The following is a 15,424-nucleotide window of genomic DNA, read 5'->3' on the forward strand; positions in this document are numbered from 1 at the left end:
TAAAAATAGATTAGGGGGCTATACGACATGCGCATTTATTCGTTTCCGCCTGTTATCGATGAGCGATCACGCGTGCTGATTCTTGGGACAGCACCAAGCGTAAAATCGCTTGAGCATAAGCAATTTTATGGACACCCGCAAAACTTTATGTGGAAAATTATATATCGTTTATTTAATGAGTCAGACCCAGACCCTGTATATGACAACCGTCTCACATTCTTAAAGGAGCATCGCTTAGCGTTATGGGATGTTATCGAATCTTGCGAGCGCGAAGGCAGCTTGGATGTGAACATACGTGGAATCGTACCGCAGAAGCTGCCGGAGCTTGTAGCCAAATATCCAGAGCTGCGCTGCTTTGCATTTAACGGAAGCAAGGCATACGATACCTTTCAGAAATTTTATAAAGGGCATGAAAGCTTTCGAAGCATCACGTTACTCAAGCTGCCTTCCTCCAGTCCGATTCCAACTCCGCGTATGCGAACGCTCGAGGATCGTGTGGAGGCATGGCGTGATATCGTACCGTTTGCAACAAGTTAACCGGGCTCTAGCGTTGAAATTCGGAGCCTACCTGTATATAGTAGTTACATAAGATTAGACTGATAACAGGAGCAAGATGATGGCAGACAGCAGGAAAGTGCGAATTACATTGGAGAGTGTGCAGGATGGAAGCTCGCATACTCATGCTTACAAAGGGGATTGGTTCCGCAAGGAGAAATCCATATTTATCCGCTACATTGAGCCGGCAGTGGAAGGCGATACAGAAGCTGGTGAAATACGGACGCTTATTCGATTCCGGCCGGAAGAAATGTCAGTTGTGCGGCGCGGCGCTATAGAATCGGAGCAGCTTTTTGTTCCTGAACATAGGAGAGCTGGCAGCTATCAATCACAAATGACATCTTTATCGCTTGAAGCAGAAACGCTGCGGCTGCGGCTTCATGCGCCGGGTGAAGATGGTGTAATGAAAGCGATGGACACATTGCCCGATCAGCTGCCTTTTACACTTGAATGGGAGTATGAATTGTACGTTGGTGATCAAATGTCGGGTCGGTTTCATATCCGGCTCCATATACAGGAGGAACAAAATTAATGAATGCAAATGTATTAGAGAAGATGTATGAACAAGTCAAAGCAGCGATCGCTGATGCAGCGGTAGCGGCTGGTTTGGCAGCGCGGGAAGAGCTTCCAGCGTTTGTGCTCGAAGTTCCTAAGGATAAATCGCACGGTGATTTGGCAACAAATGCAGCGATGCAGCTGACGAAGCTGGCGAAGAAAAATCCTCGTCAAATCGCTGAGGCGATTATTGCGCATTTGGATACGAAGCAAGCTTCTATTCAAGCAGCGGAAATTGCAGGCCCGGGCTTTATTAACTTCCGTATGGATAACAGCTATCTCTATCCGGTTGTGGCTGCAGCGCTTGAAGCGGGAGAAAACTACGGACGTACTTCGGATGGTTCCGGCAAAAGTGTACAGGTAGAATTCGTGAGCGCGAATCCTACGGGCAGCCTGCATCTTGGACATGCTCGCGGTGCCGCAGTTGGCGATGCATTGTGCAATGTACTTGATTATGCGGGATATGATGTTACGCGCGAATATTATATTAATGATGCGGGCAAGCAGGTGGAGAACCTAGCTGTATCCATCGAAGCTCGTTACCGTCAAGCGCTTGGTCAAGCAGCGGAAATGCCGGAGGATGGTTATTATGGCGAGGACATTATTGGTTTTGCAAAACTTCTTGTCGAGCAAGAAGGCGATAAGCTGCTGGAATTGCCTGATCAAGAACGTTTTACGTTTTTCCGCCAGTTTGGCCTTGAGCGGGAGCTTGATAAAATTAAACGCGATCTCGGAAGATTCCGCGTCGGTTTTGACGTTTGGTACAGTGAAACAGCATTATACGAGAGCGGACAAGTGGAGCAAGGTCTTGCAACGCTGAAGGCGACAGGGCATGTCTATGAAGAAGAAGGAGCGACATGGCTGTCTACCATGACTTTTGGTGACGACAAAAACCGCGTGCTCGTGAAAAATGACGGCTCATATACCTATTTGACACCGGATATCGCCTATCATATGGATAAATACGGACGCGGCTTCGATCAGATGATCAACATTTGGGGTGCCGATCACCATGGCTACATTCCGCGTGTGAAAGCAGCGATGGAGGCACTAGGCAACGATCCGAAGAAACTGACCGTGTTAATTGCACAGATGGTCAGCTTGTTCCAGAACGGCGAGAAAATGAAAATGTCGAAGCGTACGGGCAAAGCAGTTACTATGCAGGATCTGATGGATGAAGTGGGCATCGATGCGATTCGTTACTTCTTCTCCATGCGGAGCATGGATTCGCATCTTGATTTCGATATGGATTTGGCGATCTCTACTTCAAATGAGAACCCTGTGTTCTATGTTCAATATGCGCACGCTCGGATTTGCAGTATTTTCAGACAAGCGGAGGAACAAGGCATTGTTCTTAAATCCACGGACACGATCGATTTCAGCAAGCTGACTGCCGAGGGCGAGTTCGATCTTCTTCGTAAAGTTGGTGAGCTGCCGCAGGAGATCTCTGAGGCAGCAGCACAATATGCGCCTCATCGTCTTATTCGTTATGTATACGAGCTGGCTTCCCAGTTCCACAGCTATTATAGAGCGGAGCGCGTCATCACAGAAGATGCTGAGCAATCGCAAGCGCGCTTAGCCTTGCTTGGAGCCGTACGTATCGCTATTGCGAACGTGCTTCGTTTGGTCGGTGTTTCTGCTCCAGAACGCATGTAAGCTTTGTTTCATAAAAATAAACCGTGGACTCATACCTTATCCACGGTTTGCATCATACGCATCACGTCAAGCTCGCCGATCGTTCGGCGGGCTTTACTGCCTCTAAGGGGCTGAACGGATCGTTTAATAATTGTCTTGATCTCGGTAGGCGTAAGTCCCGGCTTATGTGCGAGCAGAAGCGCGATTGCTCCGCTGACATGCGAGGTGGCCATGGAGGTTCCACTCATTTCATTGTATTTGCCGCGCAGCCATGCGGATACGATTTTGTCGCCAGGCGCGTAAACGTCAATATAGGAGCCTCGATTGCTGAAAGGTGCAACGCGGCGGAGTTTATTCGTTGCGCCAACAGCAATCGTTTGAGGGTAGCGTGCCGGATAATCAACGGAACGGCGCTTCCCGTCATTGCCGGAGGAAGCAACGATAATGACGCCTGCATTGTGAGCATTAATGACAGCTCCAAGCAGCGCTTTGCTTTTTGTCTTCATACCGAAGCTCATGTTGATGACGTTCATGCGATTGCGGATACACCATTCAATACCGAGAATAATGTCGGATACGAAGGCGCTCCCATTATGGTCAAAAGCTTTGACAGGCGAGATTAACGCCCGCGGGGCTACGCCAATCATGCCCTGTAATTGATTTGCTGCGGCGATGGTACCTGCAATATGTGTACCATGACCGTTATCATCATGAGGGAGCATGCTGCGATTGAGAAGGTTGATGCCCCTAGAAAGTGATTGGCGGAGATCTGGATGGCTGAAGTCAGCTCCTGTATCGATGACGCCGACCTTGACCCGGTGACCGGTTGTCGTGCTCCAAGCCAGCGGGGCTTTAATCTGGTTTACACCCCAGGGGATGCCCTTATCTACAATAATCGACTTTTGTGGAGAAGAATGCACGCTGATTTTACAATCTTTCTCAATCCAAACACGCCCGGCGAATCGCTCTAATGATTCCTCGGCCGGCAATGTACAGGCTATTCCAAGAATGCTGGGCATTTGTCTAATGCTTTTTTGCGGTAAAGATGATGAAGTGACTTTAGGCAATTGCTGTAGGAAGTATCGGTAGTCGCTCGCACGCTGAAAGCGAATGATACGCTTAACAGTCGTTGTGTCCGTGCGAGCCATCGTATCCTGCAACATACGGATAAAAGCGACGGTGTCCAAACTTGGCTTCCCCTCCCGACGGACCATGCTGAACTATTGTATGAACGAGCGCTCTGTAACRCATGAGCAACTTGCCTTTTTTCACATAATTAGGCTGAAAACCGTGTCAAAAATCGACTGGGGACATACGATGAACAAAGAGTTCTCAGGGGCTCTTACGACCAAGGTGCGTTGCCTCGTGTCATGGCCGGATGGATACAGTCAAAGCGGAAGGACTATCCTTTCGCTTTTTGCATAGAAGTCCAAGCTATACTGCAGCAGCGTGGTCCGCTTGCTTTTTTGCAGGAAATAGGTTTTACTATACTGTGACTAGCGTAAACGACGGGTGCGAGCCTCTGGCAGTTACCGATCGTTTTGCGATTAAATGTGAGCGGTGTATAAGAGAATAACGTACACGATCCTTGCATTTTATAGGTAAGAACGAGTACATAAATTGAATGGCAAGAGAGGATGTGTCCATATGAGCAGCAGCAATTTCACGTTAAAGCTGGATCCTGAACGTATGAAGGAAATGCCTATGGTCGATTTGGCCTTTGAAGTGCTGAAAGCGGCTAATACGCCTTACTACTATCGCGATCTAATGATGGAGATCGCTAAAATACGCGGTCTTTCCGCAGACGGAATCAACCAGTTCATCGCCCAAGTGTATACAGAAATCAACATTGATGGACGTTTCGCTTGCGTTGGCAGCAACATGTGGGGACTGAAACGCTGGTATCCAGTTGAGCGTTCTGAAGATCCTGTAGGTAATGCGAAGCGTACGCGTATCATTAACGATGATGATGATCTCGAAGATGATGATGTATTTGCGGACGAAGAAGAGGATACTTACGCAGAGGCTGAAGAAGACTACGATGTATTCGACGAGGACCGCGAGGACTTCGAAGAGGCAGAAGAGGAAGCTGAAGTCGATGAGGAAGTTGGAATCGACGACGAGGAGCTGGACGAGGAAGAAGTCGACGGTGAACTCGATGCGGATGATGATGAGTCGGATGATGAGGAATTTGAAGACGGCGACGAGTCTGACAAGTAAATGTTTGCTGAAAGTATAAGGCGGTTTAAGCACCCAGCTTATCCTCCTTCTTATACTTTTCTGCGGTACGAGCTCTGCTCAATACAGATGGCTTAGTCGTTTGAACTGGAGTGAGGAATATCCATTCAGTTTCGCTTGACAGTTGCTAGGAGCGCAGAGTAAACTATCTCATGGGCTTAAGATTCGGTTAACAAATAACGCATACAAGCGCAAACGACTCGTTTTCGTCTTTTGACGAGAAGGTCAAGTTTCGCGGTGAAATAGAAGTAGAGCATAACGCATTGCTGATGCTTGCTTGTATTTTTATATATGCCAAAAAAGGAAAAGTGCCCCGTTGCTACGGGTGTCACTTTTTTTGTTTGTGAGGGATGGGTCTGTAGGATGCATTCCCACAAATTGGATGGATAGGCGGAGTGTATCCGCATCCATGTTTATCGAGTAAATGGGCAAACCTAAACATTAACCATAGGGCTTGGAGGGTATCATCACAGTGACCAAATATATTTTTGTAACCGGCGGCGTAGTGTCGTCCTTGGGCAAAGGGATAACAGCAGCCTCGCTTGGCCGATTGCTGAAGAACAGGGGCCTCAAAGTAACGATTCAGAAGTTTGATCCATACATCAACGTCGACCCAGGAACGATGAGTCCATATCAGCACGGAGAAGTATTCGTTACCGATGATGGTGCAGAAACAGATTTGGATCTTGGTCACTATGAACGGTTTATTGACATTAACTTGTCGAAGAACAACAATGTGACGTCCGGCAAAATCTATTCCAATGTAATTACCAAAGAGCGCCGCGGCGACTACTTGGGTGGAACTGTTCAGGTAATCCCGCATATTACGAACGAAATTAAAGACCGTGTATTCCGTGCGGGCAAAGAAGCGGGTTCTGATGTTGTTATTACAGAAATCGGCGGTACGGTTGGTGATATCGAAAGCTTGCCTTTCCTTGAAGCTATTCGTCAAATCAAAAGCGATATCGGGCGCGACAATGTAATGTACATCCACGTAACGCTTATTCCTTATATCAAAGCGGCAGGTGAAGTGAAAACAAAACCAACGCAGCATAGTGTTAAGGAATTGCGCAGCATCGGTATTCAACCGAACGTAATCGTATGCCGTACAGAGCATCCGCTTGCTGAAGATTTGAAACGTAAAATTGGCTTGTTCTGCGATATCGATGCGAATGCAGTCGTGGAATGCCGCGATGCGTCCACTTTGTATGAAGTGCCATTGATGCTTCGTGAGGAAGGCCTCGACGAGATCGTTGTTAATCATCTGAAGCTTAAGACAGAACAGCCGGATATGCGCGAATGGGAAAGCCTTGTTCAGCGTGTGAAGTCGCTTCATAAGAAGACGGAAATTGCAATTGTTGGTAAATATGTCTCGTTGCATGATGCGTACCTCAGTATTGTAGAGTCGCTTGAGCATGCGGGTATTGCTTCCGACTCAGAAGTGAAAATTCGTTGGCTGCATGCAGATGAGCTTACGGAAGAGAACGCCCACCAGCAGCTTAGAGGCGTTAATGGTATTCTTGTGCCAGGCGGCTTTGGCGATCGCGGTATTGAAGGCAAGATTACAGCGATTAAATACGCACGTGAAAACAAAATTCCGTTTTTCGGTATTTGCCTTGGCATGCAGGTAGCTGTCATTGAATATGCTCGAAATGTGGCGGGATTAGCTGGTGCGAATAGCTCTGAAATTAATTCATCCACTCCATATCCGGTTATTGACTTGCTGCCGGATCAGAAGGATGTTGAAGATATGGGTGGCACGATGCGTCTTGGTCTGTACCCTTGTAAACTTAAGCCAGGTACGCTTGCTGAGCGTGAATATGGCGACGAGCTCGTTTATGAGCGTCATCGTCACCGGTATGAATTTAACAATGAGTACCGTGAAGCGATTGAATCTGTTGGTCTTACTATTTCTGGAACTTCTCCAGACGGCCGTCTTGTTGAGGTTGTGGAAATGGCTGATCATCCTTGGTTCTTGGCTGTTCAATTCCACCCGGAATTCAAGTCTAGACCGAACCGTCCGCAGCCATTGTTCCGCGGATTTGTACAAGCAGCGCTTAACCATTCCGAGTAATATATTGCATTTTTGATCAATGGCAGATTCTTTAACAACAACAGATAAGTTTTTCTCTTAACGAGAAGGATTATATACCCACTTTAGCGAATATATTAACGATTATGGAAGAGTTGGCCATTTTTTGGGTAAACTCATTTGCGGGGGGATTTGGAGTTGGATAAGAAGAAAGTGTTGATCGTTGATGATCAGAACGGTATTCGCGTATTGCTTATGGAAGTTTTCAGCAGCGAGGGCTATAATACGTTCCAAGCGTCTAATGGCAAGCTGGCTTTGGAAATCGTCAAGAACGATGCTCCAGATCTTGTTCTGTTGGATATGAAAATTCCCGGCATGGATGGTCTGGAAATTTTAAAGCATGTGAAAGCTATCGACCGAAACATTAAAGTCATCATGATGACCGCATATGGTGAATTGGATATGATTAAAGAAGCGACGGATCTCGGGGCATTAATGCACTTTACGAAACCTTTCGACATCGATGAGATGCGAATTGCGGTTAATATGCAGCTGCGAGGCGGCAACTCCACAAGTCGTTTTGCAATAGGCTCCTGATTTAGCAAATAAACGGCATCGTCTCTTACTTGAAGGCGATGCCGTTTTTTTCATTTATTGGCAATAGCAAAACAAGCTTTACTATTCCAAGGCTCATTATGTTATAATGTCTCAGAATGACAAGTCGGACCGAGCTGGAGGAAGAAAGATAACATTTACGAGGAAGACAGCGATCTTGTTAGTTCCTATGAATGAATTTTGCCAGGCGCTTATAGCAAGCGAGAAACAGTAGTCCAGTTCAACACAGACATCAGGGTAATTACACAAACGATTGTTGAAGCTGCTAAGGAAGAAAAATCACCGTTTATTTGGAAGGTCAGCGAAAGCGCCTTGAAATATATGGGCATTCAATTCACTGCTGCAATGGCGTGTGCCGGGGCCAAAAAAAATCTAGTCTTCCAATCGATTTGATTTTGATCATGATATTAATTTCAGTTGCAGTATCCCTTTGAGAGAAACATGTTGCTTTTACAAATACAATTTCAAGAAAACAAATAGCTAACGCTGATTCATTGGAACTACGCCAATACATGACAGCTGTGCGAATTGAGAAGCTGGCTGTTACTAACAAAAATCCGTTTGTTCGGAAGTAACAACTAAGTGTAATAACAGGAGCAAAGGAATAAACCGCCTCATAACGGCAAGTGGGTTTAACACTCGCTTGCTTTGGCGGTTTTTCCTTTATTCTCTTCCAATCTACGGGAGGAACTATAATTAGATGGAGAAATTGATGATACGCGGTGGACGGCCGCTTCGCGGTACCGTTCAAATCAGCGGAGCCAAGAACAGCGCGGTGGCTCTTGTACCTGCTGCTATTTTAGCAGAATCAGAAGTTGTGTTGGATAATTTGCCTATTATAAGTGATGTAGCTGTATACAGTGAAATTTTGCAGGAGCTTGGTGCTGTCGTAAAGCGTGACGGCGATATGATGCGCATTGATCCTTCCGCGCTTGTCTCCAAACCGATGCCAAACGGCAAAGTGAAATTGCTGCGCGCATCCTATTATTTGATGGGGGCAATGCTTGGTAGGTTTGGTGAAGCGACAATCGGAATGCCAGGGGGCTGCAACTTTGAGCCTAGACCAATCGATCAGCATATTAAAGGGTTTGAAGCACTTGGTGCCACGGTAACTAATGATCATGGATCTATTCGAATTCATGCTGAGCAATTACGAGGCGCAAAGATTTACCTTGACGTTTCAAGTGTTGGAGCAACGATTAATATCATGCTAGCTGCCTCGCGGGCCAAAGGAATAACGATTATTGAAAATGCGGCAAAAGAGCCTGAAATTATAGATGTAGCTACTCTCCTTAATGCCATGGGCGCAAAAATCAAAGGTGCTGGGACTGAGACGATTCGTATTGAAGGCGTCGATCAGATGCATGGCTGCCGCCATTCCATTATTCCCGATCGAATTCAAGCCGGTACGTATATGATTGCAGCTGCAGCAACGCGCGGCGATGTCCTTATTGATAATGTTATTCCGAAGCACTTGGAAGCGATGAGCGCTAAGCTTGAAGAGATGGGTGTTCAAGTTATTGAGATGGATGAATCCATCCGAATTATTGGCGGACCTAATTATTCGTCCATTGATGTAAAGGCACTTGTGTACCCTGGTTTCCCTACGGACTTACAATCTCCAATGACAACCTTGCTTACACAAGCGAATGGAGTCAGTATTTTAACTGATTATGTATACGGTACTAGATTTAAGCATGTTCCTGAGCTCACTCGCATGGGAGCGGATATTCGTGTTGAGGGCCGTTCAGCTGTTATTGAAGGCGGCAAGCTGAGTGCTGCAAAAGTTAAGGCTGCTGATTTACGCGCAGGGGCTGCACTTGTTGTCGCTGCTTTGACTGTTGAAGAAGGCGTTACTGAAATTTCGGGCGTCGAATATATTGACCGAGGTTATGATAATCTAGTAGAAAACTTATGCCGCCTGGGTGCGGAAGTATGGCGTGAAACGGAAGCCACTTCATAAGGAATAGGACGATGCAGACGCTGTGGAATAGACGGCGTCTAATTCGGCAATGATGGATAATCAATCCTATGATTTTACTAGATATACAAAATCATAATGAAAATTAAATAAAGTGGTGAGAACATGACAGACCTTCAGATCGCAGATCTAGAAGAGATGAAATTGACCGACCTTTATAAATTGGCGAAGCAATTTCAAGTTCCCTATTACGGAACACTTAAGAAGAAGGAATTAATTTTTGCAATTCTTCGAGCGCAAGCAGAGAAGAGCGGCCTTATGTTCATGGAAGGCGTCCTCGATATTTTGTCAGAAGGCTTCGGATTTTTACGGCCTATTAACTATTTGCCGAGCAAGGAAGATATTTATATTTCAGCATCACAAATTCGCAGATTTGATTTGAGAAGCGGCGATCTTGTTTCAGGTAAATGCCGTCCTCCGAAAGAGAATGAGCGTTATTTTGGTCTATTGCAAGTAAATGCTGTTAACGGCGAAAATCCGGAAACGGCTTCAGAACGATTGCACTTTCCTGCGCTTACTCCTCTTTATCCAGAAAAGAAGCTAGTGCTTGAGACGACACAGTCGAAGCTTTCCACTCGAATGATGGATTTGCTTGCTCCTGTAGGACTTGGCCAACGCGGTCTAATTGTTGCTCCTCCGAAGACAGGTAAAACCTTGCTTCTTAAAGAAATCGCCCACAGCATTTCCGAAAATCGTCCCGATATCAAATTGTTCGTTCTGCTTATTGATGAGCGTCCAGAGGAAGTTACTGATATGCAGCGCTCCGTGAAGGGTGAAGTTATCGCCTCCACATTTGATGAGCTGCCCGAGAACCATATCAAAGTAGCAGAGCTTGTACTTGAGCGAGCGCTTCGTCTTGTTGAGCATAAGAAGGACGTTGTCATCTTGATGGATAGTATCACCCGTCTTGCTAGGGCGTATAACTTGGTTATTCCTCCATCTGGTCGTACGCTTAGCGGCGGTATTGATCCAGCAGCGTTCCACCGTCCAAAACGGTTTTTTGGTTCGGCTCGAAACGTGGAAGAGGGCGGAAGCTTGACTATACTTGCGACTGCGTTGATCGAAACAGGCTCACGTATGGATGACATCATTTATGAAGAATTTAAAGGTACGGGTAATATGGAGCTCCATCTAGACCGTAAGCTTTCTGAGCGTCGTATTTTCCCTGCGCTTGATTTGCGCAGATCTGGAACTAGACGTGAGGAAATGCTGCTTACGAAGGAAGAGCTGGAGAAGGTTTGGGCCATCCGCAGAGGAATGACGGATACGCCTGATTATGTAGATAATTTCTTGAAGAAACTTAAAGATAGTGAGAACAACGAACAGTTCCTCATGTCTCTTGATACAACAGTTGAAGCGAAGCCGGAGCGGTCCGGTATAAAGAGCAGTACTACAGCGACCAGCAGGCGTCCTACGCCTAGAACTACGCACGGATCGTAAGACCGCAGGAGGGAGAACAACATGAATCTCGTATATGCGGATAAAAACGGAAATGTATTTGACCATCCCGACTTTATAGCTTTGGGAAGAAGCGGTGATATGATTGTCGAAATTATGGAGGAGGAATTAATTCCACTTCCTAATGGAGCAACTCTTGTTAGCCTGCCTTTCACTAGACCCATTGGTCTTAATCCGAGCACGGGTGAGATGCAGGCATTGCAAGGCGGAGCTCAAGCAGTCGGCGCCTTGCTTCCGCAAGGCTTTACTCGTCTATGCTTGCCGGGCTATGTGAAAGCGGACAAGAACGAGAAGCTGCCATTGTTCGGTTATACAGCTGTCGTATGGAAAGACGGTAACTTTTATGTAACGGCTGAGCAAAGTGATGATCCTGAAAGATGGGATCCGCTTAATTGCGATCGTGACGAACTTGGTATTCAAGTAGAGCGTATTCTTGCTAAATATCCGGATAATCGTCTTTATAAGCATCTATCGAACTGTGCTCTAGGTTATGAGTGCTTGACCTCTTCCAACACGTTTTTAGGTAGATGGGAGGGTGCTGTTCCGGTATCATATTCTTGTAATGCAGGCTGCTTCGGATGTATCTCTGAACAACCTGACGATAGCGGCTTTGTTGCTCCGCAGACGCGGATGAATTTTAAGCCGACTGTTGATGAGGTCGTTGAAATTATGCTTGAGCATTTGCGCGAGCCGGAATCCATCATTAGCTTCGGTCAAGGCTGTGAAGGCGAACCTTCAACACAAGCTAAAATCATCGTTGAGGCTATGAAGCGTGTTCGCAGTCAAACCTCGCTTGGATACATTAACATTAATACGAACGCGGGATTAACTGATTTCATGCGCGCGATTGTTGATGCAGGCCTTAATCTAATGCGCGTAAGTACGATCAGTGCACTTGATGATCACTATAATGCTTACTATAAGCCTCGCGGCTACAACTTAAAAAATGTTGAGAAGTCTTTGAAATATGCTTCTGACAATGGTGTATATACGTCGATCAACTATTTGATTTTCCCAGGGGTCACTGACCGTGAGGAAGAAATAGAAGCGATGATTGGATTCGTTAAGCGTACTGGACTAAAACTCATTCAAATGCGCAACCTGAATATCGATCCTGAAAGCTACTTAGCGATTATTCCTAAGGCACAAGGTGAGATATACGGGATGAAGCAAATGCTTGAAATTTTCCGTGAAGAGCTGCCCGATGTAGTTATTGGCTCTTATACACATGTTCCACCAGCCGCATTACGTCGATAAGTACCTATTAGGTAGTAAATTCGGCTAATATTAACCATATCACTGATTATTCATTGCAACAGCAAATAAGTTCATGCTATAATCCGAGATGTGCGATTTAACTCTGAGTCCGCATGCGATTCAGGGCAGAAAGAGGTGAACGAGATGAAACAAGCTATTCATCCGACATACCACATCATTACAGCAACTTGCGCTTGTGGAAATTCCTTCGAGACTGGTTCGGTTAAACCGAGTCTTCGCGTAGAGGTTTGTTCCCAATGCCACCCATTCTACACGGGTAAGCAAAAGTTCCTGGATGCTGGCGGCCGCGTCGATCGTTTCAAGAAGAAATACGGTATTTAATCCTACAAATCGTTCCGCCTTTATTTGGCAGAATACAAGAGCCTCCCTCAGCCATCCTATTGGATAGAAGGGAGGTTTTTTGATTGAATAAACAAACATTCGGTTTGAGTAAACGATTTGGTTTATTTCAAATGGCAGCCTTACTGGCTTGCTTATTTCTGTTAGCCATGACGATCTCAGGATGTGGGAACGGAAAAAGCAAGCAAGAAAACAGGCTGAAAACCTACGGTCATGATGGATACATGGGTTATTCCAACAGCAATCCCAATTTACCGAATCGTTATCAGTATCTTAATTATAATGCAGATGGAAAATTCATTGAGCAGGTGTTGAAGCCGATTTCCGGCATCGAGCACACGCAAATTTATTTTAACGGTACCGATCTTCATGTGAATGTAAAAGCAAATAAAGCACTGTCCGACGTTCAAGTCGAAGAGCTGCGAGCAAAGGCACAGTCGGTCGTGCAGTACAATATGCCTCGGTACAAGGTTCATGTAGAAGCCAAAAGGTAGCCCTGGCATTCGTCCAATTTCAACCGCGAGTTGCGCTTTAGGACGGAATCGGCTATACTTATTTTTGCCGTGCTAGATGGGGAGGTAGCGGTGCCCTGTAACTCGCAATCCGCTGTAGCGAGGTTGAATTCCTACTTGAGGTTATACTGATGTGAGGTCTTGGCACTTGCGAGCAGTGTTGACAGTTGGGTCCTCCGCAATGGACGTTTATGAACTTGGTCAGGTCCGGAAGGAAGCAGCCATAAGTAAATTAGTTCATGTGCCGGGGGAGTGCCTGGCTCGAGCTGTAGTGCAAGGATGTCGCTTGGGTCGTATTTATCAGGAGTAGGTGCACGGTACTAAAAATTTCTAATATGATTTGCTAATAGCAAAAGTAGCACCTGTGATCGCTGTTCGATGTTTTTGTCGGAAGTAGCGAATGCAGGTGTTTTTGTTTATAGATCTTGTTTTAATAGGGTAAAGTCTTAGCAAAAGAAAGTTTTGCTTGCTACACAGTTGTTGTATAATAGGGGAGTAGCAATTGTTTGAAATATAAGAAAGTATATTATTTTCTAATACTACTCTTATATTTCGCAATGCAAAGCAATTTCAGCGTCCACAGGACCGAAGGTGCTTTTGCTTATTGTAAATGAAAAGGCAACTTGAAAGGAAAGGTCTGCGTGTCACATATCGCTTTATACCGTGCCTGGCGTCCGCAGACGTTTCAGGACATGGTTGGACAACAGCATATTATTCAAACGCTGCAAAATTCTATTCGTGAGCAGCGTGTATCTCATGCTTATCTTTTTAATGGGCCGCGAGGAACCGGGAAGACAAGCGCTGCGAAAATATTAGCCAAAGCGGTTAACTGTGAACGTGATCCGGCTGAAGAGCCATGTAATGAATGTGATGCTTGCATAGGGATTACCGCGGGACATATTATGGATGTAATTGAGATTGATGCTGCATCTAATCGCGGTATTGATGAAATTCGTGATATTCGTGATAAAGTGCGATATGCACCTTCAGAAGTGCGGTTCAAAGTTTATATTATAGATGAAGTACATATGCTTACGGCCGAGGCATTTAATGCCTTGCTCAAAACATTGGAGGAGCCGCCGGGGCATGTTATCTTTATCTTGGCGACGACCGAACCGCATAAGCTGCCTGCTACGATTATCTCCCGTTGTCAACGGTTTGATTTCAGGCAGGTATCGCTTGAAGAGCAGACGCAGCACTTGCTTAAGATTTGCCGTGAAGAGAGCATACAGGCCGACGAAGATGCGCTTGCTTATATTGCAAGATTGTCGGAAGGCGGAATGCGCGATGCGATCAGCTTGCTGGAGCAGGTTTCTGCTTTTGCAGGTGATCGTATTACTCTCGACGCGGCAGTAGATGTGACAGGCGGCATGGCCGCTGATCATTTCTACCAGCTGGCGGAGGCTGTGAAGGATCGTCATGTAGCAGCTGTTATGCCGCTTGTGGAAAGCTTGATGCAAGCTGGCAAAAGTGCGGACAAATGCATGGAAAACTTAATTTATTATTTCCGTGATTTGCTTGTTATGAAGCTTGCTCCGCAGGGAGGCGCAGTAACAGAGAGGATCGTTGATCCTGAACGCTTCAAAATGATGGCCGAGGCCTTCACTCCAGAGCGATTGTTCGCTATGATTGATACGTTGAACCGTTATCAAGTGGAGCTTAAGCATGCCTCGCAGCCTCAAACCTTGTTTGAAGTAGCGCTTATGAAGCTTTGCACATTAAATGACGAGCAATCGTCAGGCGGAGCGGCTTCTGCAAGTACAGCAGCTTCAGCATCAAGCGGCGGACAATCAGCTGAAGTAGGACGTTTGCGTCAGCAGATTGAGGCATTGGAGCGTAAACTAGAGCAAGCGATTCAAAATGGAGTAGGTAGCGGGAACAGCGCTTCTTCGGCTGACAGTGCGGCCAGCAAGCAAGCAGCACGTACTAATGCGGTTCGCAGTTCATTCGGCGGCTCAGGCGGCATAGTACGGTCTTCAGTCAAGCTTGATCCGTACCTGGCAACAGCAGGCAGTCCAGAATTCAATCAGTTCAGAATGAAGTGGAACGATGTGCTGCAGGGTGTGAAGGACGCTAAGATTACGGTCCATGCTTGGCTAAAAGACGGTGAGCCGGTTGCTTCTGCTGACGATGCCATTCTCGTGGCATTCAAGAATACAATGCACCGAGAAACGACCGAGAAGCCGGCCAATCGCGAGATTATTGAGAAAGTCATGCATGATGTAC

Annotated in this window: 14 protein-coding genes and 1 other RNA gene; 14 read left to right on the forward strand and 1 reads right to left on the reverse strand. The window is 46.1% G+C overall.

Annotated elements, in window-relative coordinates:
• Window positions 1-27 precede the first annotated feature (27 nt).
• From AC1DPK_RS26805 to argS, 3 genes are all read left to right on the forward strand, one after another.
• Window positions 28-537 (forward strand): DNA-deoxyinosine glycosylase, encoded by a 510-nt coding sequence (locus AC1DPK_RS26805; RefSeq protein ID WP_477512200.1) that lies wholly within the window; start codon window positions 28-30, stop codon window positions 535-537.
• Window positions 538-616: 79 nt separating this feature from the next.
• Window positions 617-1,087 (forward strand): YwiB family protein, encoded by a 471-nt coding sequence (locus AC1DPK_RS26810; RefSeq protein WP_477512201.1) that lies wholly within the window; start codon window positions 617-619, stop codon window positions 1,085-1,087.
• Entirely contained in the window at window positions 1,087-2,766 is a 1,680-nt protein-coding gene (gene argS, locus AC1DPK_RS26815) for an arginine--tRNA ligase (protein WP_441884779.1), read from the forward strand. The genes AC1DPK_RS26810 and argS overlap by 1 nt, the downstream gene beginning before the upstream one ends.
• A gap of 29 nt (window positions 2,767-2,795) precedes the next feature.
• Here argS and AC1DPK_RS26820 read toward each other — a convergent pair whose 3' ends face one another.
• Complete coding sequence (locus tag AC1DPK_RS26820; protein ID WP_339205988.1) at window positions 2,796-3,932, reverse strand: S8 family peptidase; 1,137 nt, start codon at window positions 3,930-3,932, stop codon at window positions 2,796-2,798.
• A gap of 460 nt (window positions 3,933-4,392) precedes the next feature.
• Here AC1DPK_RS26820 and rpoE point away from each other — a divergent pair, with 460 nt between their 5' ends.
• From rpoE to dnaX, 11 genes are all read left to right on the forward strand, one after another.
• Window positions 4,393-4,965, forward strand: a complete 573-nt coding sequence (rpoE, locus tag AC1DPK_RS26825; protein WP_477512202.1) for a DNA-directed RNA polymerase subunit delta — start codon at window positions 4,393-4,395, stop codon at window positions 4,963-4,965.
• Between the two features lie 490 nt (window positions 4,966-5,455).
• Window positions 5,456-7,057, forward strand: a complete 1,602-nt coding sequence (locus AC1DPK_RS26830) for a CTP synthase (RefSeq protein WP_339205989.1) — start codon at window positions 5,456-5,458, stop codon at window positions 7,055-7,057.
• Between the two features lie 156 nt (window positions 7,058-7,213).
• Window positions 7,214-7,612: a response regulator gene (locus AC1DPK_RS26835; protein ID WP_076271590.1), complete on the forward strand. Its 399-nt coding sequence runs from the start codon at window positions 7,214-7,216 to the stop codon at window positions 7,610-7,612.
• A 198-nt stretch (window positions 7,613-7,810) separates the two neighbouring features.
• A complete protein-coding gene (locus tag AC1DPK_RS26840) occupies window positions 7,811-8,023 on the forward strand; it encodes a class II fructose-bisphosphate aldolase (RefSeq protein ID WP_477512203.1) in 213 nt (70 codons plus the stop codon).
• Between the two features lie 307 nt (window positions 8,024-8,330).
• Window positions 8,331-9,593, forward strand: a complete 1,263-nt coding sequence (locus AC1DPK_RS26845) for a UDP-N-acetylglucosamine 1-carboxyvinyltransferase (protein ID WP_076271592.1) — start codon at window positions 8,331-8,333, stop codon at window positions 9,591-9,593.
• Between the two features lie 123 nt (window positions 9,594-9,716).
• Window positions 9,717-11,051, forward strand: coding sequence for a transcription termination factor Rho (gene rho / locus AC1DPK_RS26850; RefSeq protein WP_339205993.1), 1,335 nt, complete (start codon window positions 9,717-9,719; stop codon window positions 11,049-11,051).
• A 21-nt stretch (window positions 11,052-11,072) separates the two neighbouring features.
• A complete protein-coding gene (locus AC1DPK_RS26855) occupies window positions 11,073-12,326 on the forward strand; it encodes a radical SAM family protein (RefSeq protein WP_477512204.1) in 1,254 nt (417 codons plus the stop codon).
• Between the two features lie 144 nt (window positions 12,327-12,470).
• Complete coding sequence (gene rpmE, locus AC1DPK_RS26860; RefSeq protein WP_339205996.1) at window positions 12,471-12,668, forward strand: 50S ribosomal protein L31; 198 nt, start codon at window positions 12,471-12,473, stop codon at window positions 12,666-12,668.
• A gap of 83 nt (window positions 12,669-12,751) precedes the next feature.
• A complete protein-coding gene (locus AC1DPK_RS26865) occupies window positions 12,752-13,180 on the forward strand; it encodes a hypothetical protein (RefSeq protein ID WP_441912817.1) in 429 nt (142 codons plus the stop codon).
• Between the two features lie 67 nt (window positions 13,181-13,247).
• Window positions 13,248-13,516: signal recognition particle sRNA large type (gene ffs, locus AC1DPK_RS26870), an RNA gene on the forward strand.
• Window positions 13,517-13,839: 323 nt separating this feature from the next.
• Window positions 13,840-15,424: DNA polymerase III subunit gamma/tau (dnaX, locus tag AC1DPK_RS26875; RefSeq protein ID WP_477512205.1), on the forward strand; the 1,585-nt coding region annotated here is incomplete at its 3' end.

This window comes from Paenibacillus sp. 01T424 (assembly GCF_056398745.1).